Source organism: Amycolatopsis sp. lyj-108 (assembly GCF_046549005.1).
Classification (GTDB): Bacteria; Actinomycetota; Actinomycetes; order Mycobacteriales; family Pseudonocardiaceae; genus Amycolatopsis.
This window is the reverse complement of record NZ_JAJPWQ010000001.1, coordinates 1-22,260: the sequence shown is the minus strand read 5'-3', so window position 1 is coordinate 22,260 and position 22,260 is coordinate 1. Positions and strand designations below refer to the sequence as shown.

General features: G+C 69.1%; 22 protein-coding genes and 1 pseudogene. 15 read left to right on the top strand and 8 right to left on the bottom strand.

What is annotated here, in order from left to right:
• Positions 1 to 24: 24 nt before the first annotated feature.
• Positions 25 to 1,308 carry an aspartate aminotransferase family protein gene (locus ACLJO0_RS00115; protein ID WP_410576044.1) on the bottom strand — a complete coding sequence of 428 codons (1,284 nt, stop codon included), beginning with the start codon at positions 1,306 to 1,308 and terminating at the stop codon, positions 25 to 27.
• A gap of 133 nt (positions 1,309 to 1,441) precedes the next feature.
• Between ACLJO0_RS00115 and serS the strand changes: the two genes are divergently transcribed.
• The 3 genes from serS to ACLJO0_RS00100 are packed head-to-tail and all read left to right on the top strand — an operon-like array spanning position 1,442 to position 4,775.
• The gene (serS, locus tag ACLJO0_RS00110; protein WP_410576043.1) at positions 1,442 to 2,710 is read left to right on the top strand and encodes a serine--tRNA ligase; all 1,269 of its coding nucleotides are present in this window, start codon (positions 1,442 to 1,444) and stop codon (positions 2,708 to 2,710) included.
• A 2-nt stretch (positions 2,711 to 2,712) separates the two neighbouring features.
• Positions 2,713 to 3,723: a DUF3558 family protein gene (locus ACLJO0_RS00105; RefSeq protein ID WP_410576042.1), complete on the top strand. Its 1,011-nt coding sequence runs from the start codon at positions 2,713 to 2,715 to the stop codon at positions 3,721 to 3,723.
• Between the two features lie 47 nt (positions 3,724 to 3,770).
• Positions 3,771 to 4,775: a DUF3558 family protein gene (locus ACLJO0_RS00100; RefSeq protein ID WP_410576041.1), complete on the top strand. Its 1,005-nt coding sequence runs from the start codon at positions 3,771 to 3,773 to the stop codon at positions 4,773 to 4,775.
• 51 nt (positions 4,776 to 4,826) lie between these two features.
• Here ACLJO0_RS00100 and lhgO read toward each other — a convergent pair whose 3' ends face one another.
• Positions 4,827 to 6,011 (bottom strand): L-2-hydroxyglutarate oxidase, encoded by a 1,185-nt coding sequence (gene lhgO, locus ACLJO0_RS00095; protein WP_410576040.1) that lies wholly within the window; start codon positions 6,009 to 6,011, stop codon positions 4,827 to 4,829.
• 80 nt (positions 6,012 to 6,091) lie between these two features.
• Here lhgO and ACLJO0_RS00090 point away from each other — a divergent pair, with 80 nt between their 5' ends.
• Positions 6,092 to 6,688 (top strand): TetR/AcrR family transcriptional regulator, encoded by a 597-nt coding sequence (locus ACLJO0_RS00090; protein ID WP_410576039.1) that lies wholly within the window; start codon positions 6,092 to 6,094, stop codon positions 6,686 to 6,688.
• Positions 6,685 to 7,176, top strand: a complete 492-nt coding sequence (locus ACLJO0_RS00085; RefSeq protein ID WP_410576038.1) for a nuclear transport factor 2 family protein — start codon at positions 6,685 to 6,687, stop codon at positions 7,174 to 7,176. The genes ACLJO0_RS00090 and ACLJO0_RS00085 overlap by 4 nt, the downstream gene beginning before the upstream one ends.
• 69 nt (positions 7,177 to 7,245) lie before the next feature.
• Here the strand turns inward: ACLJO0_RS00085 and ACLJO0_RS00080 are convergent, their stop codons facing one another.
• Positions 7,246 to 8,802, bottom strand: a complete 1,557-nt coding sequence (locus ACLJO0_RS00080; protein WP_410576037.1) for an MFS transporter — start codon at positions 8,800 to 8,802, stop codon at positions 7,246 to 7,248.
• Positions 8,799 to 9,896, bottom strand: coding sequence for a C45 family autoproteolytic acyltransferase/hydolase (locus ACLJO0_RS00075; RefSeq protein ID WP_410576036.1), 1,098 nt, complete (start codon positions 9,894 to 9,896; stop codon positions 8,799 to 8,801). Before ACLJO0_RS00075 ends, ACLJO0_RS00080 begins: the two co-directional genes overlap by 4 nt.
• Positions 9,897 to 10,059: 163 nt before the next feature.
• Here ACLJO0_RS00075 and ACLJO0_RS00070 point away from each other — a divergent pair, with 163 nt between their 5' ends.
• Together ACLJO0_RS00070 and ACLJO0_RS00065 are read left to right on the top strand one after the other, a co-directional pair.
• Positions 10,060 to 10,278, top strand: a complete 219-nt coding sequence (locus ACLJO0_RS00070; RefSeq protein WP_410576035.1) for a hypothetical protein — start codon at positions 10,060 to 10,062, stop codon at positions 10,276 to 10,278.
• Positions 10,275 to 10,943 carry a hypothetical protein gene (locus ACLJO0_RS00065; protein ID WP_410576034.1) on the top strand — a complete coding sequence of 223 codons (669 nt, stop codon included), beginning with the start codon at positions 10,275 to 10,277 and terminating at the stop codon, positions 10,941 to 10,943. The genes ACLJO0_RS00070 and ACLJO0_RS00065 overlap by 4 nt, the downstream gene beginning before the upstream one ends.
• Here the strand turns inward: ACLJO0_RS00065 and ACLJO0_RS00060 are convergent.
• On the bottom strand, positions 10,940 to 14,062 hold the full coding sequence (locus ACLJO0_RS00060; protein WP_410576033.1) for a BTAD domain-containing putative transcriptional regulator: 3,123 nt from the start codon (positions 14,060 to 14,062) through the stop codon (positions 10,940 to 10,942). The genes ACLJO0_RS00065 and ACLJO0_RS00060 overlap by 4 nt on opposite strands.
• A gap of 104 nt (positions 14,063 to 14,166) precedes the next feature.
• Between ACLJO0_RS00060 and ACLJO0_RS00055 the strand changes: the two genes are divergently transcribed.
• The 4 genes from ACLJO0_RS00055 to ACLJO0_RS00040 are packed head-to-tail and all read left to right on the top strand — an operon-like array spanning position 14,167 to position 18,108.
• On the top strand, positions 14,167 to 15,297 hold the full coding sequence (locus ACLJO0_RS00055) for a DegT/DnrJ/EryC1/StrS family aminotransferase (protein ID WP_400840436.1): 1,131 nt from the start codon (positions 14,167 to 14,169) through the stop codon (positions 15,295 to 15,297).
• Positions 15,298 to 15,304: 7 nt separating this feature from the next.
• The gene (locus ACLJO0_RS00050) at positions 15,305 to 16,234 is read left to right on the top strand and encodes an NAD-dependent epimerase/dehydratase family protein (RefSeq protein WP_125790515.1); all 930 of its coding nucleotides are present in this window, start codon (positions 15,305 to 15,307) and stop codon (positions 16,232 to 16,234) included.
• Between the two features lie 34 nt (positions 16,235 to 16,268).
• The gene (locus ACLJO0_RS00045) at positions 16,269 to 17,495 is read left to right on the top strand and encodes a glycosyltransferase family 4 protein (RefSeq protein WP_410576032.1); all 1,227 of its coding nucleotides are present in this window, start codon (positions 16,269 to 16,271) and stop codon (positions 17,493 to 17,495) included.
• Positions 17,482 to 18,108 carry an acyltransferase gene (locus tag ACLJO0_RS00040; protein WP_125790513.1) on the top strand — a complete coding sequence of 209 codons (627 nt, stop codon included), beginning with the start codon at positions 17,482 to 17,484 and terminating at the stop codon, positions 18,106 to 18,108. Before ACLJO0_RS00045 ends, ACLJO0_RS00040 begins: the two co-directional genes overlap by 14 nt.
• Positions 18,109 to 18,117: 9 nt before the next feature.
• Here the strand turns inward: ACLJO0_RS00040 and ACLJO0_RS00035 are convergent, their stop codons facing one another.
• On the bottom strand, positions 18,118 to 18,726 hold the full coding sequence (locus tag ACLJO0_RS00035) for a hypothetical protein (RefSeq protein WP_410576031.1): 609 nt from the start codon (positions 18,724 to 18,726) through the stop codon (positions 18,118 to 18,120).
• Positions 18,727 to 18,781: 55 nt separating this feature from the next.
• On the bottom strand, positions 18,782 to 19,381 hold the full coding sequence (locus tag ACLJO0_RS00030; RefSeq protein WP_410576030.1) for a hypothetical protein: 600 nt from the start codon (positions 19,379 to 19,381) through the stop codon (positions 18,782 to 18,784).
• 294 nt (positions 19,382 to 19,675) lie between these two features.
• On the opposite strand from ACLJO0_RS00030, the gene ACLJO0_RS00025 reads away from it, so the two are divergent.
• The 4 genes from ACLJO0_RS00025 to ACLJO0_RS00010 all read left to right on the top strand — a co-directional run bounded on the left by ACLJO0_RS00025 (position 19,676) and on the right by ACLJO0_RS00010 (position 22,041).
• Positions 19,676 to 19,981 (top strand): Uma2 family endonuclease, encoded by a 306-nt coding sequence (locus ACLJO0_RS00025; RefSeq protein ID WP_410576029.1) that lies wholly within the window; start codon positions 19,676 to 19,678, stop codon positions 19,979 to 19,981.
• Between the two features lie 166 nt (positions 19,982 to 20,147).
• Positions 20,148 to 20,714 (top strand): copper resistance protein CopC, encoded by a 567-nt coding sequence (locus tag ACLJO0_RS00020; protein ID WP_410576028.1) that lies wholly within the window; start codon positions 20,148 to 20,150, stop codon positions 20,712 to 20,714.
• Between the two features lie 71 nt (positions 20,715 to 20,785).
• Positions 20,786 to 21,295, top strand: coding sequence for a SigE family RNA polymerase sigma factor (locus tag ACLJO0_RS00015; protein ID WP_125780546.1), 510 nt, complete (start codon positions 20,786 to 20,788; stop codon positions 21,293 to 21,295).
• Positions 21,292 to 22,041, top strand: coding sequence for a hypothetical protein (locus ACLJO0_RS00010; protein WP_410576027.1), 750 nt, complete (start codon positions 21,292 to 21,294; stop codon positions 22,039 to 22,041). Before ACLJO0_RS00015 ends, ACLJO0_RS00010 begins: the two co-directional genes overlap by 4 nt.
• A gap of 72 nt (positions 22,042 to 22,113) precedes the next feature.
• Here ACLJO0_RS00010 and ACLJO0_RS00005 read toward each other — a convergent pair.
• Positions 22,114 to 22,260: pseudogene (locus tag ACLJO0_RS00005) on the bottom strand (gfo/Idh/MocA family oxidoreductase); the annotation flags it as partial.

Sequence of the window (22,260 nt, the reverse complement as noted above, 5' to 3'; positions counted from 1 at the left end):
TGAAAGGCCCCTTCATCTCACTTGTCAGGAGATGGCGGCCAACGCGGCGGTGATGATCCCGAGGCCCTCCGCCGCCTCCTCCGCGGTGAGCGTCATCGGCGGCGCGATCCGCAGCACGTTGCCGTGCAGCCCGCCCTTGCCGATCAGCAGTCCGCGCGCCTTGGTCTCCTCCATCATCCGCGCCGCGGCCCCCGGGTTCGGCTTCATGCCGCCCGGCTCGACCAGTTCGACGCCGATCATCAGCCCCTTGCCGCGCACGTCCCCGATCAGCGGGTTCCCCGCCGCGCGCAGGCCGCCGAGCAGTTCGTTGCCGCGGGCGAGCGCGTTGGCCTGGAGGTCGTGGTCGGCGATGTGGTCGAGGACCGCGGCCGCGCCCGCCATCGCGACCGGGTTGCCGCCGAAGGTCGAGATCGAGTTCGCGGTGAGGCAGTCGACGAGGTCGCCACGCGCCACGAGACCGCCGATCGCGAGCCCGTTGCCGAGGCCCTTGGCGAAGGTCATCGCGTCGGGGACGACGTCGTGCGCCTGGATCCCCCAGTAGTGTTCCCCGGTCCGTCCCCAGCCGGTCTGGACCTCGTCGGAGATGAACAGGATCCCGTACTGGTCGAGGACCTCCTTCATCGCCTTGAACAGGCCGTCCGGCGGCGAGCTGAATCCGCCGACGCCCTGGATCGGCTCGGCGATCATGCAGGCGACGTCGCCCGAAGTGCCCGTCTCCAGGACGTCGACCAGGTCCGCGACGCACGCGTCGATGTACTCCGTGTCCGAAAGCGCCCGGAACGGGCTGCGGTACTGGTAGCCGCCGTGCACGTAGCTCACCTTCACCGGGCTGAGCGACGACGCCGACCAGCCGCGGTTGCCGGTGATGCCGACCGTCGCGAACGACCGGCCGTGGTACGAGTTCCGCATCGCCAGCACCTGGTTGCTGCGCCGGTACTGGGTGGCGAGCATCAGCGCGGTGTCGTTGGCTTCGGTCCCGGAGTTGGTGAAGAACACCTTCGCGTCGGGGATGCCGGAGAGCTTCGCGATGCGTTCGGCCAGCTCGACCTGAGAGCGGATCAGGTACAGCGTCGACGTGTGCAGGATGCCGGTGTCGAGTTGCTTGCGTACGGCGTCGCTGATCGCCGAGACGTCGTAGCCCATCGAGTTCGTCAGGATGCCCGCGAAGAAGTCGAGGTAGGTGCGCCCGGACGAGTCGATGACCCGGCGGTCCTGCGCGTGCACGATCTCGATCGGCTCGTCGTAGTAGAGCGCCAGCCAGGACGGCAGTACCGCCTTGTGCCGCGCCAGCAGGTCCGCATCGGTCATCGGGTTTCTCCGTCCGCAGCAGGGAGATCTCAGTATGGGGACGGGCCGAAACGGGCGGCAACGATCAGACTGTCGGGTTATCCGCGCGGACCCGCACATTTTGTGCGGCTCGCACGGACTACTCTCAGCACTCGTGATTGACCCCAGGACTCTGCGCGATGACCCGGACGTCGTGCGCGCTTCGCAGCGCGCCCGTGGCGAGGACGAAGGAGTGGTCGACAAGCTGCTCTCCCTCGACTCCCGCCGCCGGTCGTCCATCGCCGCCGCCGACAAGCTGCGCGCCGAGCAGAAGTCGCTGGGGAAGCTCATCCCCAAGGCGCAGGGCGACGAGCGGGCCGAGCTCCTCGCCAAGGCGAAGGACCTCGCCGCCCAGGTCAAGACGGCCGAGGTCGAACAGACCGAGGCTTCGGAGGAGTTCGAGCAGCTGCACAGGCTGGTGCCGAACCTGGTCCACCCCGACGCGCCCGAAGGCGGCGAGGACGACTACGTCGTGCTCAAGCACGTCGGCGAGCCGAAGAAGTTCGACTTCAAGCCGAAGGACCACCTCGAACTCTGCGAGGGTCTCGGCGCGCTCGACATGGAGCGTGGCGCGAAGGTCTCGGGCTCGCGGTTCTACTTCCTCACCGGCATCGGCGCCCAGCTCCAGCTCGGCCTGCTGAACATGGCGATCGCGCAGGCGACCGCGAACGGTTTCACCCCGATGATCACGCCGACCCTGGTGCGGCCGGAGATCATGGCGGGCACCGGATTCCTCGGCGCGCACTCGTCGGAGGTCTACCGGCTGCGCGACGACGACCTGTACCTCGTCGGCACCTCCGAGGTCCCGCTCGCCGGCTACCACGCCGACGAGATCCTCGACCTGGCGAAGGGGCCGAAGCGCTACGCGGGCTGGTCGTCCTGCTACCGCCGCGAGGCCGGTTCGTACGGCAAGGACACCCGCGGCATCATCCGCGTCCACCAGTTCGACAAGGTCGAGATGTTCGTCTACACGCGTCCCGAGGACGCCGAAGCCGAGCACGCGCGCCTGCTGGACTGGGAAGAGCAGATGCTCGCCAAGATCGAGGTCCCGTACCGGGTGATCGACACCGCCACCGGCGACCTCGGCACGTCCGCGTACCGGAAGTTCGACTGCGAGGCGTGGGTGCCGTCGCAGGACACCTACCGCGAGCTGACCTCGACGTCGAACTGCACGACGTTCCAGGCCCGCCGTCTCGGCATCCGTTACCGCGACGCCGACGGCCGCCCGCAGACCGTCGCCACGCTGAACGGCACGCTCGCCACCACCAGGTGGATCGTCGCGATCCTGGAGAACCACCAGCTCGAAGACGGCTCGGTCCGGGTGCCGGAGGCGCTTCGTCCCTTCCTCGGCGGAACCGAGGTGCTCACGCCGGCATCGAAGTAGGCATGAACCGCCGCAGCAAGCCGCTCACCGCGCTCTTCGCGGCGGTCCTCCTGCTCGGTGGATGTGCCGAGACGATCTCGGGTACGGCGTCGCCGGTGCCCGGCCACCGGCCGGTGCCGGCCAAGGCGGCGCCGTGCTCGTTGCTCAGCACGGAACACGCCGACGCGCTGGCCCTCAAGCTGCCCGGCGTCGAGACCAAGGGCAACAAGGCCCAGCTGGTCCCGCCGATGTGCCTGCTGTCCGAACGCGACGATTCGCCCCGCGGGGTGTCCCTTTCGATCACGCACAGCGTCGACATCCCGCTGAACGACTTCTACGCCGGCGCCCGGCCGGGGGAGAAGTTCGGCATCGGCGGTTTCACCTGGACGCGCTACGCGTCCCCGCTCGGCCCGACCGCGTGCTCCCTCAGCACCGAACTCGGGCCGTCGTCGTTCGTCGAGCTCGGCAGCGAGACCCAGACGGGCGCGCCCGAAGCGACGGCCTGCGATCTCGCGCTCGCCGCGGCCCCCGCGATCGCGTCGAGGCTGCCCGGTGGCGAGCCGGATCCGAAGATCGTCGCGCCGCCTGGGCAGAAGAAGCCCGAACCTTCCGGGCCGTTGCTGCAGGTCGATCCGTGTGCGCTGCTGAAGCCGGACGAGGCCGCGAAGCTGGCCATCGCCCCGGGAACGCCCATCGCCCCGGCCGAGCTCGCGAATCCCGAGGACAAGGGCTGCTCGTGGAAGGACTCCGACGGTGACAAGGGGCAGCGTCCGCTCACCGTGACGCTCTTCCTCGCGACGGCCGTCGCCGACGTCGCCGGTCTCGAAGGCGCCCCCGAGGAGATCGACCTCGGCGGTCGCAAGTGGACGGTCCGGTTCGAAGCCACCGCGAGGTACTGCACGGCCGCGCTGCCGATCAGCGGAACGTCCACCGTGAAGGTCTCCAGCGGCCACTGGGACGACGAGACGAAAGCCTGTGACCTGCTGCGGGCCGCGCTGCCGACGGTGAGCGCGGCGCTGCCCGCCGGTTCGTGAACGGCGGCCGCGCACAAGTAGTGTGCGAGCCGATGAGGAGGGGACGCATGCGGTTTCGGAATTCGCTCGCGATCGGGCTGGCGGTGCTGGCGGTCGGCGGCTGCACGTCGACGATCGGCGGTACGGCCTCGCCGGTGCCCGGGCAGGGACCGGTGAACACGAAGGCCGAGCCGTGCGAGCTGCTGACGGAGGAGCACGCGAACGCGCTGGGTGTCAGGTACCCCGGTGAGGAACGCGCCGCGAAGCCCGAGCGGAATATGCCCGCGGTCTGCCGTTTCCGGAAACTGGAGGACGTGCGCAAGGCGTCGAACCTCGAGGTGTCGTTGAGCAAGGACCTGTCCTTGAACGACTACATGAGCGGTGCGCAGGCCGGGGAGAAGTTCGGGATCGGCGGTTTCACCTGGACGCGGTACGCCACCATCCTCGGCCCGACGTACTGCTCGCTGAGCACCGAAATCACCCCGGACTCCTTCGTGGAGATCGCCAGCGAGAGCCCCGACCACACCGAGGGCAACTCCTGCGACCTCGCCAAGGCGGCGGCCCCGGCCGTGGCGTCGAAGCTGCCGGGCGGGCAGCAGGACCCGCAGATCACCGCGCCGCCGGGGCAGAAGCCCGCCGAGCCGGGCGGACCGCTCCTGACCACCGACCCGTGCGCCATGCTCAAACCCGAACAGACCGCCCAGCTGCGGCTCGGACCCACGGGTGAGCCGATGAAGTCCAGCGCCGACCCGAACCAGTTCGGCTGCGAGTGGGCCGACACGGACGGCGAGAAGGGCGAGAAGGCGTTCGACCTGTGGTTCTACACGACGAAGCCGATGGACGAGACCCCGACGCTGATCACGCAGGGTGAACCGCAGGACTTCGACTCGGGCGACCGTAAGTGGAAGCTCTACACCGAGTCGGGCAGCAAGCTGTGCGCGGCGGGTCTCGCGATCACCCCGACGTCGACGGTGGCGATCATCGCGGGCAACCTCGACGATCCCGCGAAGGCGTGCGACGTGATCAAGGCCGCTGTTCCGATGCTGAACGGGAACCTGCCGCCCTCGTCCTAGCGCGAGGGGGTCGTCCCTTCAATCACGACCCCGGCACCGACCACGCGAAAGCTAGTCCGTCACCTCGTCGGCGATGTGCTTCGCGATCTCCAGTGCGCTGGTCGCCGCCGGTGAGGGCGCGTTGAGGACGTGCACCTGGTTCCGCGCGGTCTCGATCAGGAAGTCGTCGACGAGCGCGCCGTCCGGGCGCAGCGCCTGCGCGCGGACGCCGGAGCCGTGCCGCACGATGTCGTCCTCGGTGACGGCGGGCACGAGCCGCGCGAGGCTTTCGGCGAAGCGGCGGCGGGAGAACGAGCGGCGGACCTCGTCGAGCCCGGTCGGGTACGCGTACTTGCGCGCGAGCCGCCAGACGCCGGGGAAGCGGGCGACCTCGGCGAGGTCCTTCGCGGAGAAGTCGCGCCAGGTGTAGCCCTCGCGGCGCAGCGCGAGCACGGCGTTGGGGCCGGCGTGCACACTGCCGTCGAGCATGCGGGTCAGATGCACGCCGAGGAACGGCAGCGACGCGTCCGGGACCGGGTAGATCAGGCCGCGCACCAGGTGGCGGCGTTCGGGTTTCAGTTCGTAGTACTCGCCGCGGAACGGCACGATCCGCGCACTCGGGGTGAGCCCGGCGAGCCGTGCGACGCGGTCCGCGTGCAGGCCCGCGCAGTTGACGAGGCCGTCGGCGTGGATCACGTCGTCACCGGTCGCCACCTCGACGCCGCCGGTGCGACCAGGGCGGATCCCCAGCGCGGGCGTGCCGAGACGCAGGTCGGCGTCGGATTCGTCGAGCAGCCGCACGAGTGCCGTGCAGACGGCGGGGAAGTCGATGATGCCGGTGGATTCCACGCGCAGCGCGGCGACGCAGGAGACCTCGGGTTCGTACTCGCGGGCCTCGCTCGGGGTGATCAGCTTGGCCGGGACACCGTTGGCCTCGGCTCGTTCGGCGAGCACCTTCAGCGCCGGGAGCTCCGCTTCGGAGGTGGCGACGACGAGTTTGCCGCATACCTCGACCGGCACCCCGTACTGCCGCGCGAAGTCCACAATGGACCGGTTGCCGGCGGTGGACATCCTGGCCTTGAAGGAACCCGGCTTGTAGTAGAGCCCCGCGTGCACGACGTTCGAGTTGTGCCCGGTCTGGTGGGCCGCCCAGTGGTCCTCCTTTTCGAGCACCGTGACGTCCAGACCGCGTTTGGTCAGCTCCCAGGCGGTGGCGAGCCCGACGATCCCGCCCCCGATTACCACGACAGTACGCACGATCGACCAGGTTACCCGGGCCATTACCTGACAATCGTTAGGTTACCTGGTAGCGTACCTGACCGATGTCAGGTAAGCGGTTGAGCAGGGACGAACGCCGGGAGCGCATCCTGGCCGCGGCGGCGCGGGTGTTCGCCGCGTCCGGGTACGACCTGGCCGGGATGCGCGAGGTCGCGACGGCCGCCGGGATCAGCACGCCCGTGCTCTACGACCATTTCCCGTCCAAGGCGGCGCTGTACGCCGGCCTCCTGGAGTCCGAAGTGGACAGTCTGCTGGCGGGCTGGGCGGAGTTGCCGCTCGCGGGCACCGCCGAGGAGTTGCTGCGCGGCCGGGTGGCGGCGATCTTCGCCTGGATGGAGACGAACGAACGCGGCTGGCGGATGATCTTCGCCGAGACGCCGTCCGACGAGGGCGTCGCCGAGGTGCACCGGCGCGGGCAGGCCAGGGCCACCGGGCGGCTGACCGAGGTGTTCGCGAGCGTGCCCGGCCTGGCGCTGACCGCGGACCTGCCGCGCGACCGCGCGAACGAAGCACTCGCCGAAGCGGCGAAAAGCGCGCTGAACGCCATCGCCACCTGGTGGTGGAGCAACCGCGACATCCCGCGGGAGCAAGTCGTCGCGCTCACGACGGATCTGTTGTGGCGCGGGCTGGGGAACCTGATCCAGGAGGACATATGAGCACCGAAACCACCGAGCGGTACCGCCGGGCACTCGAGACCCGGGACGTCGAACTCGGGCTGAGCGCCTTCGCGCCGGACGCCGTGGTGCGTTCGCCGCTGACCGACCGGGTCCGGTTCACCGGGCACGCGGAACTCAGGCCGCTGCTGGAAGTCGCCTACTCGCATCTGCGCGACGTCCGGTTCCACACCGACACCGGAGACGGCAGGACGCGGGTCGTCGTCTACACCGCGCGCATCGGCGGCGAGGACGTCGAAGAGGCGGCGGTGCTGAAACTCGGCGAAGACGGGCTCATCGCCGAAGTGACGCTGTTCGTGCGGCCGCTGCCCGGGCTCGTCGCGCTGATGGACGCCTTCGGCCCGGACATCGCGCGCCGCAACGGCCGCACCTTCGCGGCCCGGCTCCTGGCGGTGGCCGCGAAACCCTTGCTGGCCATGGTGCGGTCCGGTGACCGCCGCGCCGTGCCGCTCGCCGGACCGAGGGGCTGAAGGACGCTTTCCCCGCATCTCATGCGGGGAAAGCGCCCTTCACCGCGTCTTATGCGGTGAAGGGCCCCTTCAGCCCACCGGAACCGGCGTAGCAGCCGAAGCCTCTTCAGGGTCTTCGAGGACCTTCGGCACCCCGCGCAGGCTGAACAACGCGCTCACCGCCAGCAACGCCATCAGCCCCGCCGAGCACAACATCGTCACCTGCAACCCGTCGACGAACGCCAGTTTGGCGGTGGTCAGGACCAAGGCTCCTTGCTCGGGCGGCAGCTGTGCCGCGACCTGGACGGCGCCGCCGAGGGTGTCCGAGATCGCCGCCGAAGCCTCCGGCGGCACGCCCGCCGGGACGACGAGTTCGTTCCGGTACAGCGCGCCGAGCACACTGCCGAGGACGGCGATCCCCAGCGCGCCGCCGAGTTCGGTCGACGTCTCGGAAATCGCCGACGCCGCGCCCGCCCTGGCCTTCGGCACGACGCCGAGCACCGTGTCCGTCGCGACGGTGAGGATCAGCGCCAGCCCCACGCCGAAGACGATCATCGCGGCGAGCAGATCCGTGTAGACGATCGTCACGCCGATGCTCGAGTACAACGCGAAGCCGACCGCGGACAGGGCACAGCCGAGCGCGATCGTGGCGGCGCGGCCGAAGGCCTTGATCGCCAGTGGCGCGAGCACCCCGCCGACGATCGCGCCGCCCATCCCTGGCAACCCGGCGAGCCCGGCCTTCAGCGGCGACCAGCCCGCCACCAGCTGCAGGTACTGCGCGAACATCAGCGAGACCGCGAGCTGCGCGAACATCGCCAGGATCGTGGTGCCGACGGTCGCCGAGAACGCCCGCTGCGCGAACAGCCGCAGGTCCATCAGCGGTTCGGCCAGCCGCGGCTGCCGCAGGACGAACGCCAGCAGGCAGCCGAGGCCGAGCACGGCGGCGACCCCGACGTCCCAGTGCCCCCAGCCCTTGTACGCGACTTCCTTGATCGTGTAGACGATCCCGACCATGCCGACGAGGGAGAGCAGCACGCTGGGCACGTCGATCCGATGGGACACCGGATTCTTCGATTCGGGCAGGATCAGCGCGCCGGCGATCACCATGACCACCACCACCGGCACGTTGACCAGGAACACCGAACCCCACCAGAAATGTTCGAGCAGCACCCCGCCGACGAGCGGTCCCATGCCGAAACCGAGGATCGTCAGCCCGCTCGAAATGCCGATCACGGCCGCGCGTTCCTTGCCGGTGAACACGTTCCGCACGATCGACAGCGTCGACGGCATCAGTGTCGCGGCGGCGATCCCGAGCAGCGCGCGGGCGGCGATCAGCAGTTCCGTCGTCGGCGCGTACGCCGTGATCACCGAGGCGACACCGAACAGCGACGCCCCGATGAGCAGCAGCTTCTTCCGGCCGACGCGGTCGCCGATGTTCCCCATCGTGATCAGCAGCCCGGCGAGCGCGAAACCGTACGCGTCCGCGATCCACAGCAGTTCCGTGGTCGACGGATGCATCTGCTCCGAAAGCGACGGCAGCACCAGGTGCAGCACGGTCAGGTCGATCGCGATCAGCAGCTGCGCCAGCACGCAGACCACGACGGTGCCGATCTTGCGGCCCTTCCCGATTGTCGCCGCGTCGTTCACCTCGACACGCCGAAGGTGAGTTCCGGCGAGTGCCGCGCGGTGCCGTTGTCACCGTCGCCCAGATAGAACCGGGTGCTCATGGTGCGGGCCGCCGGGTCGAGGACGCTGCGCCACAACGTCCGCCACGGCGCGCCGGGCTCGATCGCGAACGACACCGCGTCGAGCGCGTCGCGCGGCCCCGCGTCCGCTTCCTTGGTGATGGTGCGAAGCCGCTGGTAGGTGAGCATGGTGTCCGGTGTGTCCTCCGGCAGCGCGTCGAGGTCCGGATGACGGTGCAACAGGTGGTTCGTGACGCACAGCGGTCCGTCGGAGACCTCGACGAAGTACTCGATGTCGTGCTGCCCGCGCTCGTGGACGAAGCCGCGGCCGGAAGCGTCGGCGACGATGTAGTGGCAGGGCGCGCCGTGCGTGTACTGCTTGGCGAGCATCAGCGCTTCCTTGGCCTCGTCGACGGTTTCGCAGGTGTCCAGCAGATATCGGCACACCTGCAAGACCGACAGGCCGGCCTGCGGACCGGGATCGTCCACCAGCGGCGCGGCCGTTTCGACTTCGGCCATCAGCAGCGCGACGACCAGCCCCGCCTCGTTGACCCCCTCCGTCGCGCCGTCCATTGTGGACATCGAAAGGGCCGTGGATGCGATGCCGTCGTCGGGGATCGTCGTCAGCACGTAGGGCCGTGACGCCATCGGCACCGTCCCGTCGTCGACGGGTTCCTCACCCGCCATCACCGCACCCAGCTGGGTCCAGCTCATGGTGAAGAAGTCGTAGTTCCGGCCGAGCGTGCTCCCCGTCCACAGCGCCGAACAGCCCGACCCGGCGGGCAGGGCGCTCGCGTTGTCGAAGGAGACCGCCGCGTCGGCCGGGAGCCCGTAGGCCTCGGCGAACCCGGCCGTCCGTTCGGCGTACTGCGGCCAGTTCCGCGCGAACCAGGTGCGCCGCGCCCTGGCCACGATCGGATCGATCGGCGGTGGCGACCAGTCCGAGCGCGCCTTCGCTTCGGCGCCGAGCGCCTGGCCGATCTCGGCCTGGGTGCCGCGCAACGTCAGATGCCGCACGGCGAGGAAGTCTTCGGGAGATCCCGCTGAGTAAGTCATGGACGGAGGGTCTCCGCGACCGCTGACCGTCCACGCACCGAACGCTGTCAGCGCATGTCAGTGCCTGACTGTGTCTGACTGTGTCTGACTGTGTCTGTCATCGGAATGTCATGTGCCCCGCGCGAAAGTGGTCTCACCAAGGCAACGACATGCGAGGGAAGCCATGCTCAGCAACAAGGTGTACATCATCGCCGGGGGCGTCATCAGCGTCCTGTTCGTCGCGCTCGCGATGGTCGAGTTCTCCACCGGTTACCCGGACGACGGCCTGCAGGACCTCCTCTACGCCGCGGTGAGCGCCGGCGCCGGCACGCTGCTGTACGTCCTCGACCGTCGTCAGCGTGAGCGTCGCGCGGCCGCCGAAGCGCAGCGTGACGCCCGATGAGGAACATCGACGGCGGCTTCCTCGCCGCACCCGACCAGGCCTCGCTCGATCGCCGCGAACGTGACGTGCGCAAGGGCAAACTGGCGCTGATGCTGACCGTCGTAGGCGCCTTCGTCGCGCTGGTCGCCGGTTACAACGTCCTCGTGGACTTCTCCCCGGTTTCACTGGTGGTGACGATGTTCGGGCTCGCCGCCGCGATCGGTGGCGGCGTGCTCACCAAACACCTGATGCGCGCCGTGCGGTTCCGCGTGCACAAGCCGAACGCGGGACTGGTCGGCGCCGCGAAGCTGTCCGGAATGGTCGTGGTCGTCCTCGGCTTCATCGCGCTGGTCGGCTCGCTGGAGGGACCCGGGGTGCTGCGGATCATCGCGATCGCCGTCGGTTGCGCGGCCATCGGCTACGTGAAGTCGCTGCACGACCAGCAGTGGGTGCTCTTCGAACTGGACGCGGTCGGCGTCCGGATCGAGCGGACCGTCGTGCCATGGCGTGACGTCACCCGGCTCACCATCGACCCGGTCGGACCCGGCATGACCCGGCTCGGCGCGGTCCCGGTGAACGCGGCGCCGCTGTACGTCGCCGTCCAGGACACCGAACTCGACCAGCGTCTCCTCGCCGAAGGCGTCGGCCGCTTCGCACCGCAGGGGACGCAGCTGACCCGCGCCTAGGCCAGCTGAGCGGCACCCCGCAGGCCGAGCCCGCGGCGGTAGGCCCGGTCGAAGTCGTCGCCGAGCCGCTCCCGCACGGTCGTCCTGAGCAGGGCGGCGTCCAGATCGACGGCGAACGGGGTGCCCCGGATGGTCACCGCCGCGCCGATCAGGACCGCCGCCCGCTCGGCGTCGCCCCGCACCAGCGCGACCCCGGCGAGACCCTCGGCGGCGCAGGCCATGGTGGTGCTGTCGTGCCAGCGGTCCGCCGACACCAGCGCCAGCCGGTGCAGTTCCTCGGCGCCGTCGGCGTCGCCCTCCGCGGCCAGGACCCAGCCGAGGGAGATCTTCGCGCCGGCGCGCACCCCTTCGGCCGCGAACGAACCACCGGAACACTCCGCGAGCGCGCGTTCGCTCAGCGCGCGGGCCGCCGCCAGATCACCCTCGTGCCGGGCGAGGAACGCCAGCCCGATGTACCCGGCCGCCCGGCTTTCCGGCATCCCCGCGCGGCGCGCGATCTCGATGGCGAGCTCGAAATCCGCCCGCGCGCCCGCCGCGTCGCCGTGCAGCAGCTTGCTGCCGCCGCGACGGCACAGCAGGTCCGCGTTGTCGTCGGACGCGCCGAGTTCGCGCATCAGCCGCAGGGCCTCGTTCATCGTTTCTAGGGCTTCCGCCTGCCGGTTCGTCCAGATCAGGATCTGTGACAGATGGTCGAGGGCCATCGAGAGGCCCCAGCGTTCCCCGATCGAGCGGAACGCCCTGGCCCCTTCGAGCAGGAATTCTTCCGCCGTCTCGAGTTCGCCCTGCATCAGCGCGCGGAGGCCGTAACCGGTCGGCGCGAGGGCGAGACTCCAGGCATCGCTGTTCGCCAGCAGCATCCGGCTGCGTTTGATCAGCGCGTCGTCGTCACCGGGCGGGCCGGACACGACGCCGAGCAACAGCAGCAGCGCCGGGTTCCGGGGAGCCTTGGCGAGGGACAGCATGAGGTCGTCCACCATCGGCAGGTGCCGGTCGAGTGCCTCGTGACCCCGCAGTCCCGCGGCGGCGGTGAGCACGCAGAGCTGGTACTCCTCTTCGAGACCGTCCGGCACCCGCTGTCCGAGCCGTTTGACCACTTCCAAGCTCAGCGTCGAGCCTTCGAACCGGCGGCCGCGCATCCACCAGTACATCACCAGCGAAGCCGAGAGCCGGAGCGCGATCTTCAAGTCGGACTCGACGGCCCAGCGCAACGCGGCGAGGAGATCCTCGTAGGCGGCGTCGAGCCGGTCGAGCCAGAACAGCTGGTCGCCGGTTCGCACGAGCGGATCCGCCTGTTCGGCGAGGGTGAGGAAGTGCTCGGCGTGCGCGCGCCGCAGCTGCTCGGTTTCACCCGCTTCGGCGAGTTTCCCGGCGAAGAAGGCCCGGATCGTTTCGAGCATCCGATACCGGTCCCCGGTGCGCTCCACCAGCGATCTGTCCACAAGGGACGGAAGCAGCTCCGCGATGTCCGGCACGGCACAGACCGCCTCGGCGTCGGCGAGGGGCGTGCCACCCGCGAAGACGGTCAGCCGCCTGCCCAGCAGCCGTTCGTCCTCTTCCAGGAGATCCCAGCTCCATTCGACGACGGCGCGCAGGGTGCGATGACGGCTCTCGGCGACCCGGCTGCCCCGCGAGAGCAACCCGAACCGGTCGTCCAGCCGCGCGGCGATCTCCCCGACCGGCAGGGTCCGCACGCGCGCGGCGGCGAGTTCGATGGCCAGCGGGAGCCCGTCGAGCGCGGCGCAGATCCGCTGGACGTCGCCCGCGGTGGCGTCGTCGACGGCGAAGCCCGGATCGCCCGCCCGCGCGCGTTCGGCGAACAACCGGACGGCGGCGAACTCCAGCGACCGGCCGGGAGGAGTGCCCGGCGGCGGCACGGCGAGCCGCGGCACGGGGGAGACGACCTCGCCGGTGATGCCCAGCGGTTCGCGGCTGGTGGCGAGCACCCGCAGCGCGGGGGCCGCGCCGAGCAGCCGGGCGGCCAGGTTCGCGGCGGCCTCGATCAGATGCTCGCAGTTGTCGAGCACCAGCAGGACCGCCCGGTCGGTCAGCGCGTCGATCAGCCGCTCCAGCGGCGCGTTCTCCACCGGGGCGGTGACCGTCCCGAGCGGGACCGTTCGGAGGCCGAGCGCGGTCAGCACGGCGTGCGCGACGTCGGCGTCTTCCGTGTACGGCGCGAGTTCGACGAAGACCGCCGGGAGGTCCATCGCGGCCGCGGTCTCGATGGCCAGCCGGGTCTTGCCCGCCCCGCCGGGACCGGTCAGCGTCACCAGCCGCGAGCGGTCCAGCTGGCCGAGCACGTGCCGGAGGTCGCCTTCGCGGCCGATGAAGCTGGTCAGCTGGGCGGGGAGCGGCGCGGTCTCGATGGGCGCTGTCTTCGCGGGCGGCGTCTCCCCGCGCAGCACGGCCAGATGCGCGGCGGCGAGATCCGGCCCGGGATCGGCGCCGAGTTCGTCGGCGAGGAGACGGCGGGCGGCCTCGAACGCGGTGAGCGCGTCGGCCTGCCGTCCCGCGGCGTGCAGCGCGCGGATCAGCAGCGCGCGTGGCCGTTCCCGCAGCGGTTGAGCGTCGATGACCTCGCGAAGATCGGCGAGGACGTCTTCGTGCCTTCCCAGCTTGAGGTCGGCTTCGACGCGGTCTTCGATCGCCGACGTTTTCAGCTCGTTCAGCCTGGTGACCTGCGGATCGCGGAACGGCGCGTCGGTGATGTCCGCGAACGCCGGGCCGCGCCAGAGACGGAGAGCGTCGCGAAGCAGTTCGGCCGCCTTCGTGGCGTCTCCCGCCCCGAGAGTGCGGCGGCCTTCGGTGGCGAGGCGCTCGAACCGGTGCACGTCGACGTCGTCGGGATCCACGGCCAGCCGGTAACCCGCCGGACTGAACTCGACGGGCGCGAGCTCCTTCAGCGCGCCGCGCAGCCGCGAGACCTGCGATTGCAGCGCGTTCGCCACGCCTTCGGGTGGCTGCTCGCCGTAGAGACCGTCGATGAGCCGCTCCGCCGGGACCACCCGCCCCGCCTCCAGCGCGAGCAACGCGAACAACGTCCGGACCCTGGGCCCGCCGACCGGCACGGCGGTGCCGTCCTCGCGGCGCACCTCCGTCGCCCCCAGAACGCGGAATCGCATGGGCTAAAGAGTAGGGCGTCGTTGACCTGGGCGGATCCAGCCCGCCCGAACTACGCCGATCGGCGTCTATACACTTCGCCGGGTCCCCACGCAATGGGAGAGGTATGTCTGAGCACGAACCCGTGGTCCTCGGTCAGCCGACCGTCGGCGACGAAGAACTCGCCGCCGTGGCGGAGGTCTTCCGGTCCGGCTGGCTGGCCGGTGCCGGCCCCGCTTGCCGCCGCTTCGAAGAACGCTTCGCGAAGACCGTCGGCACCGCGCACGCCCTGACCACCAGCAACTGTGGCTCGGCACTTTTCCTCGGGCTGCGTGTGCTCGGCGTGAAGCCGGGCGACGAGGTCATCGTCGGCGACTACACCTTCCCCGCCACCGGCCACGCCGTGCTCCAGGCGGGCGCGACGCCGGTGTTCGCGGACATCCGCCCCGACGTGTGGAGCGCCGACCCGGCGTCGATCGAAGCGCTGATCACCCCGCGCACGGTCGGCATCCTCGCCGTCGACGTCGCCGGTCAGCCCGGTGACTTCGACGAATACCGCGCGATCGCCGACAAGCACGGCCTGTGGCTCTTCGAGGACGCCGCCTGCGCCGCGGGCGCGACCTACAAGACCCGTCCGGCGGGCAGCCTCGCCGACCTGGCCGCGTTCTCCTTCCACGGCCGCAAGGGCATCACCGCGGGCGAGGGCGGCGCGCTGGTCTCGGACCGCGAAGACCTCATCGCACACGCGCGCAAGCTGCACACCTACGGCATCGAGCCCGCCATCACCCGGGAGGGTTCCGGCGCGCTGCCGATCCCGGAGTTCCACGAGCTGGGCTACAACTTCCGGCTCTCGGATGTGCAGGCCGCGATCATGAACGTCCAGCTGGACCGCCTCCCGGATCTGCTCTCGGCCCGCCGTTCGGTGGCCAAGCGCTACCACGAGGCGTTCGAGAACCTGCCCGGTCTCGACGTCCCGGTGGAACTGCCGGACCGCGAGCACCCGTGGCAGGCCTACATCCTCACCGTGGCGCCGGAGATCGACCGCGACGCGCTCGCGCTGCGGATCCGCGAGCAGGGTGTGCAGTGCAACTTCGGCACCTACGCCTCGCACCTCCAGCCCATCTACGGCAAGAAGCAGACCTTGCCGGTTTCGGCGGACCTCTTCGCCCGTCATCTCGCCATCCCGATGCACGCCAACCTCACCGATGACCAGGTCGACCGAGTCATCGGGACCGTCAGCGCCGCACTGCCGAGCTAGGAGAGAAATGCCCGACAAGAAGGTCCTCTTCACCGGGGGCGGCGGTTTCATCGCCGCACACGTCATCCCGATGCTGATCGACGGCGGCTACACCGTCCGCGTCTTCGACAACATGACCCGAGGCGACCGCGCCCGGATCAACGAGTTCGTCGCCACCGGCAAGGTCGAACTGGTCGAGAAGGACGTGCGCTACGGCGGTGCCGTGCGCGAGGCCATGCGCGGCTGCACGCACGTGATCCACTTCGCCACCGTGTCGATCAACAAGTCGGTCGCGGATCCGCACGAGTCCATCGACATCAACATGGTCGGCAACCACAACGTCTTCGCCGCCGCGGCGGACGAGGGTGTCGAGCGGGTCGTGTTCGCCTCGACCGCGTCCGTCTACGGCGACCCGAAGCGGCTGCCGATGCACGAGGACGACGAGCTCAAGCCGCTCACGCCCTACTGCATCTCGAAGCGCGCGGGCGAGGACATGCTCGGCTTCTACGAGCGCACCAAGGGCCTTTCCTGGAACGCGCTGCGGTTCTTCAACGTGTACGGCCCCGGCCAGAAGATCGAGGCCTACTACACGTCGGTGATCAACCACTTCATCCAGCGCCTGCGCGCCGGCCAGCCGCCGATCATCGACGGCCGCGGCGACCAGTCGATGGACTTCGTGCACGTGACGGACCTGGCCCGCGCCGTCGTCGCGGCGCTCGAGTCCGAGCAGGCGAACGTGCCGATCAACATCGGCACCGGCATCGACACCTCCATCGCGACGCTGGCGAAGATCCTCATCGACGCCGTCGGCGTCAACGTCGAGCCGCTGTTCAACGAGCGCGACGTGCTGGTTTCGCGGCGTGCCGCCGACATCACGCGTGCCCGCGAGGTCCTCGGCTGGGAGCCGAAGATCTCCGTGGAAGAGGGCATGTACGAACTGGTGAAGGCCTCGGAGTGAGTTCCGTCGACGTGCTCTTCTTCGCGGAGACGGCATGGTGATGGCGCCGGGGGAGAGCCGTCCTCTTCGTATCGCTGTCGTCAACAACTTCTTCCCGCCGAGGGTGGGCGGAAGCGCGCACATGGCGGCGTCCCTGGCCGAGCAGTACGCGGCGCGCGGGCACGAGGTGCTCGCGATCACCGCGGCCTACGCCGACGCCCCGGCCGACGAGACGAAGGACGGCTACCGCGTCGTCCGCCTGCCCGCGGTGAAGATGCCGCAGCTGGGCCTGTCGATCGACTTCGACATGAGCTTCGCCTCGCTGCGGCCGGGGAACTGGCGGCGGCTGCGGAAGCTGCTGGACGAGTTCAAGCCCGACGCGATCCACTTGCACGGGCAGTTCTTCGACCTGTCGTGGCTGGCCGGGCGGTACGCGCGGCGGCACAAGCTGCCGATGCTGCTGACCATCCACACCCTGCTGATCAGCGACAACAAGCTGTACGGCGGCGTGTTCCGGTTCCTGGACACCGTGCTGGTGAACCCGATCCTGCGCTATCTCAAGCCGCGCTACGTCATCCTCGACAAGCTCGGGGTCGACTACTGCGTCGAGCGCTACGGCACCAGCGACGCGAACTCGGACTACTTCCCGATCGCCGTCGACACCGGGAACTTCGAGAAGCCGTTGACTCTCGATGTGCGCGCGGAGCACGACCTGGGCGACGGTCCGGTGATCGTCTCGCTCGGGCACGTGATCCCGCTGCGCAACCGGCTCCCGCTCGTCGAGGCGCTTCCGTCCATTTTGGACAAGCACCCCGGCGTGAAGGTCGTCGTCGTCGGACGCGTCTACCACGACGTTTTCCTGAAGCGGGCGGAAGAACTCGGCGTCGCGGACGCCATCATCGTCACCGGCGCCGTGCCGAAGGCCGACGTCCCCGCGTACTTCGCCGCCGCCGACATCGTCACGCACGACCTCAACGGCGGCTGCGGCACCGCGTCGCTGGAGGCGATGCTCTCGGGCACCGCGACCATCGCGTCGGTCACCGAGGACAACTACCCCGGCATCGAACTGCGCAACGGCGAGAACATCCTGCTGGTGCGGCCGGACGACAGCGAGGCGGTGGCGGAAACCGTCATCGAACTGCTCGACGATCCGCAGAAGCGGGCTTTGGTGGCACAGCGGGAAAGCGCGATGGTGCGGGCCAACTTCGGCCTCGACGTCGTCGCCGAAGAACACCTGCGTACCTTCGAGAAACTGGTGACCGAGGCCGATGTTCTTCGATGACGAGCGCAGCAACCGGCTGCGCCCGCAGATCCTGACCGAACTCGTCTCGCAGTACATGAACGACGCCGAGCGCGCTCGTTTCTACGGTCTGCCGGAGTCGACCCGGGTCCGCGAACGGGTCAAGATCATCAGCCCGGAGAACCTGAAGATCGGCGAACACTGCTGGATCGGCGAAGGCGCCGCCCTCGACGCGAGCGGCGGGCTGGAGATCGGCGAACACACCAGCATCGGCCTGAACACGCTGATCTTCACGCATTCCAGCTGGCTCGCGAACATGACGTTGCAGAACCACTCCGGCAGCGACCTCATCGAACGCAAACCGGTGAAAATCGGCAAAGGCTGCTTCATCGGCGGCCTCGTGGTGATCATGGCAGGCGTCACGATCGGCGATTTCGCCACCGTGCAGCCGAATTCCGTGGTCGCCAAGGACGTCCCGCCGCGCACCCTGGTCGCCGGAAACCCGGCGCGCGTGTTCCAGAAGTACGACGACGAGTACATCCAGTCCGAAGTGGAGCGTGTGCGCGGCGAGAACGCGCGGCGGCGCGCGCTGGCCGAGGAACGCGGCGACGCGACGGGGTCCTGGGGCGCCCCGGCAGGCGACTTCACGGAGTAGGTGCCCTGGTCACAGCCTGTCGGCGAACAGTTTCGCCAGCGTGGCGTAGACGTCGGGCCTGGTCGGGTACATGTACAGCGTCGCCACCCGTGTCTCGCCATGGCTGCGTTTCCCGACGCTCACCAGGATGCTGAGGTCCGGGCCGTCGGTGGGAATCTCGCACCACAGGGCCTGCTCGCCGATACCGGGTAGCTGGGTGACCGGTTGTTTGCATTCCTTCGCGAGCTTGTCGATCGTCGCGCGAGGCGGCTGGTTTCCGGGGATGGCCGCGACGAAGAGTTCCGCCGATTTCCCGTACTTTCCTTTCGGGTCTTCGTAGGCGCACCGGTAGGCCTTGCCCGCGCCGACCCGTTCGGACTCGCCTTCATTGGCGACCAGATCGTCTGATTTCCCGATCACTTGAAGGATTTCGGTCGCGCCCAGTACAGGGCAGGCCGCGGTGATCTTGGCGATGGGCGCCGGTGGCGGCGTGGTCGGGCTGGGTGTCGTGCGACTGGCCGGTTTGCTCGGCGACGGGGTCGACGACATCGGCGCGGGCTCGGTCGCGGTGCCGCTCGAGCAAGCCGTGACGGCGAGCAGCAGGCATACGGTGGTGAGGATTCCCCTCGATCTGTGCACGTCGGGAACGTAGCCGATGCGGGGTGGTCGCGACCAGGCGATTCTTTCCATCCGGTCAGAGACGCTCCCCCAGTCGTTCGGCGATCGTCGGGTAGACGTCGGGCCGGGTTTTGCCGATCGTGGAGAACAACGCGATCCTGATCTGGCCGTGCCCACGTTTGTAGACGAGCAACGACTCGAAGTCGTCCTTGTTTTCGCAGTACCAAGCCGTTTCGCCGATACCCGGCAACATCGTCGGCGGCGTCACGCACTCCTTCTTGGCCTCCGCCGACATGGACGGCACCGACCATCCCTTTTCCGGAAGGACGTGCAGGTACAGGCCGACCACGCCGTTGTATTGGCACGCGTACTTGGTGATGCCGTCTTCCTTCTTCACCGCGGCCTCCTGCTGGCCGCCCTTCTGGCCGAACTCCGCGGTACCCATGATCTGCTGGACTTCGACGAGCGGGAGGAACGGGCAAGCCGCCGTGACCTTGGCCGGTGAGGCGGGCGGCGGAGGTGTTGTCGGCGTGGTGCTCGTGACCTTGCTCGTCGTCGTCGACACTGCCGGCACCGTCGTCGACGGCGGTGGCGGAGCCGACTGCGCGGGCTCGCCGCTACAGGCGGTGACCAATAAGAGCACGCCGACGGTCAAGAGCCCCCAGGTTCTTTTCATTCTCGAAATGTAGACGACCTGCGGAAATCGGGGGATCACGATGGTGTACACCTTGCTTCTCCGCAACTCCTCACCGTAATGGTCTGTCACCGTCCGTGCTGATATTTTCTCGGGAAACCGTGGGAAGACGGTCTGGTGATCATCGGCGAAGGAGGAGTTCGATGAGTGTCGTGCACTGGTCTCACCGCCTCCTGACGCTCGACGACTGGGCCGCGTTGCCGGAAGACCCGGAACACCGCGTAGAAGTCGTCCAAGGAATGCTGGGTTCCCGATGTACTGGTCACCTCCGCCCTTGTGGCCGACGAGAACCCGGCGAGAGTCTCCGCCGAGGAGGATGTGCGGCTCGTCATCGAAGTGCTGTCCGAGGGCACCGTCCGCACCGACCGGGTCACCAAGTTCTCCGAATACGCCGAAGTCGGCATCGAGCACTACTGGATCGTCGACCTCGAAGAACCGGCGAGCATGACCACCTACCGCCTGATCGACGGCGAGTACGAGAACTTCGGCGAGCACACCGGCAAGGTGAGCCTCGATTTCGACGGCACCCCGCTCACTCTCGACCTCGACGCACTGACCACTCGCCACGCGCAGCGCCCCTGACCGCCCTTGTGAGTGGTAAGGCGGGTATGTCGTGAAGGGCCCCTTTGAGACGATGAAGGTCTCAAAGGGGCCCTTCACGACATAAGAGCTCGTAGCTGGAACCAACGCCCTGCCAGAGCCGACTACTAGGCTCGACGGGGAGTTCCCCCGGTGAGAAGGGTGTCAGATGAGGTTCAAGCGGTTCGGCGCGTCGTTGCTGGTCGCCGGGTTGGCCCTGCTGGGCGCCGCGACCCCGGCGATGGCCCATTCGGAGCTGAAGAGCAGTGACCCGGCGAGGGGCGCTTCGCTGGCGACGCCGCCGACGCAGGTCAAGCTGACCTTCTCGGGCCCGGTCACCCTCGCCGACAACCCGATCCAGATCACCGGACCGGAGAACGCGTCGTGGACGGTCGGCCGGGCGGAGGTCGCCGGCACGGTCGTCACCGCGCCGGTCCAGGCCGTCGGGCCTGCGGGCGAGTACACCCTCCGCTACAAGGTGACCTTCGACGACTCGCACACCGCGAGCGGCTCGGTGAAGTTCAACCTCAGCGCACCGGTAGCCGCCCCGAGCAGCAGCCAGGCCCCGTCGAGCAGCCAAGCCCAAGCCCCCGCGAGCAGTGCCACTCCCGCGCCGCAGGCCGACGAGACCACTCCGGAAGGCCTGGTGCCGACCTGGGTGTGGATCGTCCTCGCGGTCGCCGTGGTGCTCGCCGGTCTCGTCGTGGCGCTCCGGTTCACTCGTCGGAAGGACTGAGCCTTCACGGAACGAGAGCGGTTGAGGCAACCTTTCGGGTGGTCAACCGTCGAACGGAGATGAGGACCAGGGTGGCTCGCGGCGATGACGAATTCGTCGAGTTCGTGCGGAACTCCGCGACCCGTCTTCAGCATGCGGCCTTTCTGCTCACCAGCGACCGCCATCAGGCCGAGGACGCCGCCCAGACGGCGCTCGCGAAGACGTATGCGGCCTGGTCGCGCGTACGCCGCAAGGACGCGTACGCCTACGCGCGGCAGGTCCTCGTCAATCACATCATCGACGGCTGGCGGCGCCCGATCCGCGAGAACGCCACGGAGGACATCCCCGAGCAGCCGAGCGGCCTGGACGTCGCCGGTGCCGTTGTCCAGCGGAAATGGCTGCTTGACGCGTTGCGTACGCTCACAGACCGGGAGAGAGCCGTCGTGGTGCTCAGGCACTTCTTCGACTTGAAGGAATCCGATGTGGCCGGCGAACTGGGTGTCTCGGTCGGCACCGTGAAGAGCACCAATTCCCGCGCCCTGACCAAGCTGCGGATCACCGCGGAGGACGGAACGGAACTGATCGGGGGGCTGGGACGATGACCGACCTCGAGACGCTGCGCTCGGCTCTGCGGGAACCGCCCGCCGAGGAGTTCGCCGAACCCGACCTCGGCGCGATCATGACCAAGGGCAGGCGGATCCGCCGTCGCCGCCGTCTCGCGACCGGCGCGGGCGGGGTCGCCGCCACACTGGTGACGGTGCTGGTCATCGTCGGCGCGGTCGCGCTCAAGGGCTCCTCGTCCGACCAGCAGCCGCTTCCGCCCGCCGCGAGCGCGCCCGCGCCGCCGCCGTCGGTGCCGGCCCCGGCCCCGGCGAGCCCGACGATCACCGAGGCCCCGTCAGAGCAGCCTTTCGGCGAGACGATCCCGCTCGGGGTCAAGGGAGAAGGCGGCCGTGAGCTGGTGCTCTACGCCTTCGCGATCGACGAGCCGCGGATGCCGGACGTCAGGTTCGGTCTCCAGGTCGCGTACCGGAACCAGACGGGCGAGTACGACGCGCTCCTGGCCAGCAACGAGTTCAAGGGATCCGATCGCTCGTTCGGCTTCCACGCGGTGGACGGCGGCGACGTGATCCAGGGGACCTTCGTACCCGTGTTCGGCTACTTCGCCGGTCCGGCGGCGCGGATCACCAGCACCGTCCGCGGGAAACCGGTCGAGGCCAAGGCGATCCCCTGGAGCGAGGACCCGTCGATCGTCCTCTTCTGGTTCGACGGCGCTCAGGTGGAGTCGGCGGGAGTGCTGACCCCGCTCGTCGCCTACGACGCGAAGGGCCAGCGCCTCACCAAATAACGCAATTCGGCACCTGGTTGCGATCCTTGCATGCGCAAGAATCGCAACCAGGTGCCGAATTGCGAGGAAAAATCAGGCGGCGGCCTGCGTCAGCACCTGGTCGACAACGGCGTGCGAAGGCAGGATCAGGTCCCGCTCGGTGTCGGCGTCGATCTTGCCTTCGAGCAGGTCGACGAACCGGTCCAGCTGGGTCGCGAGGGGTTCGCGCGCGGTGACCAG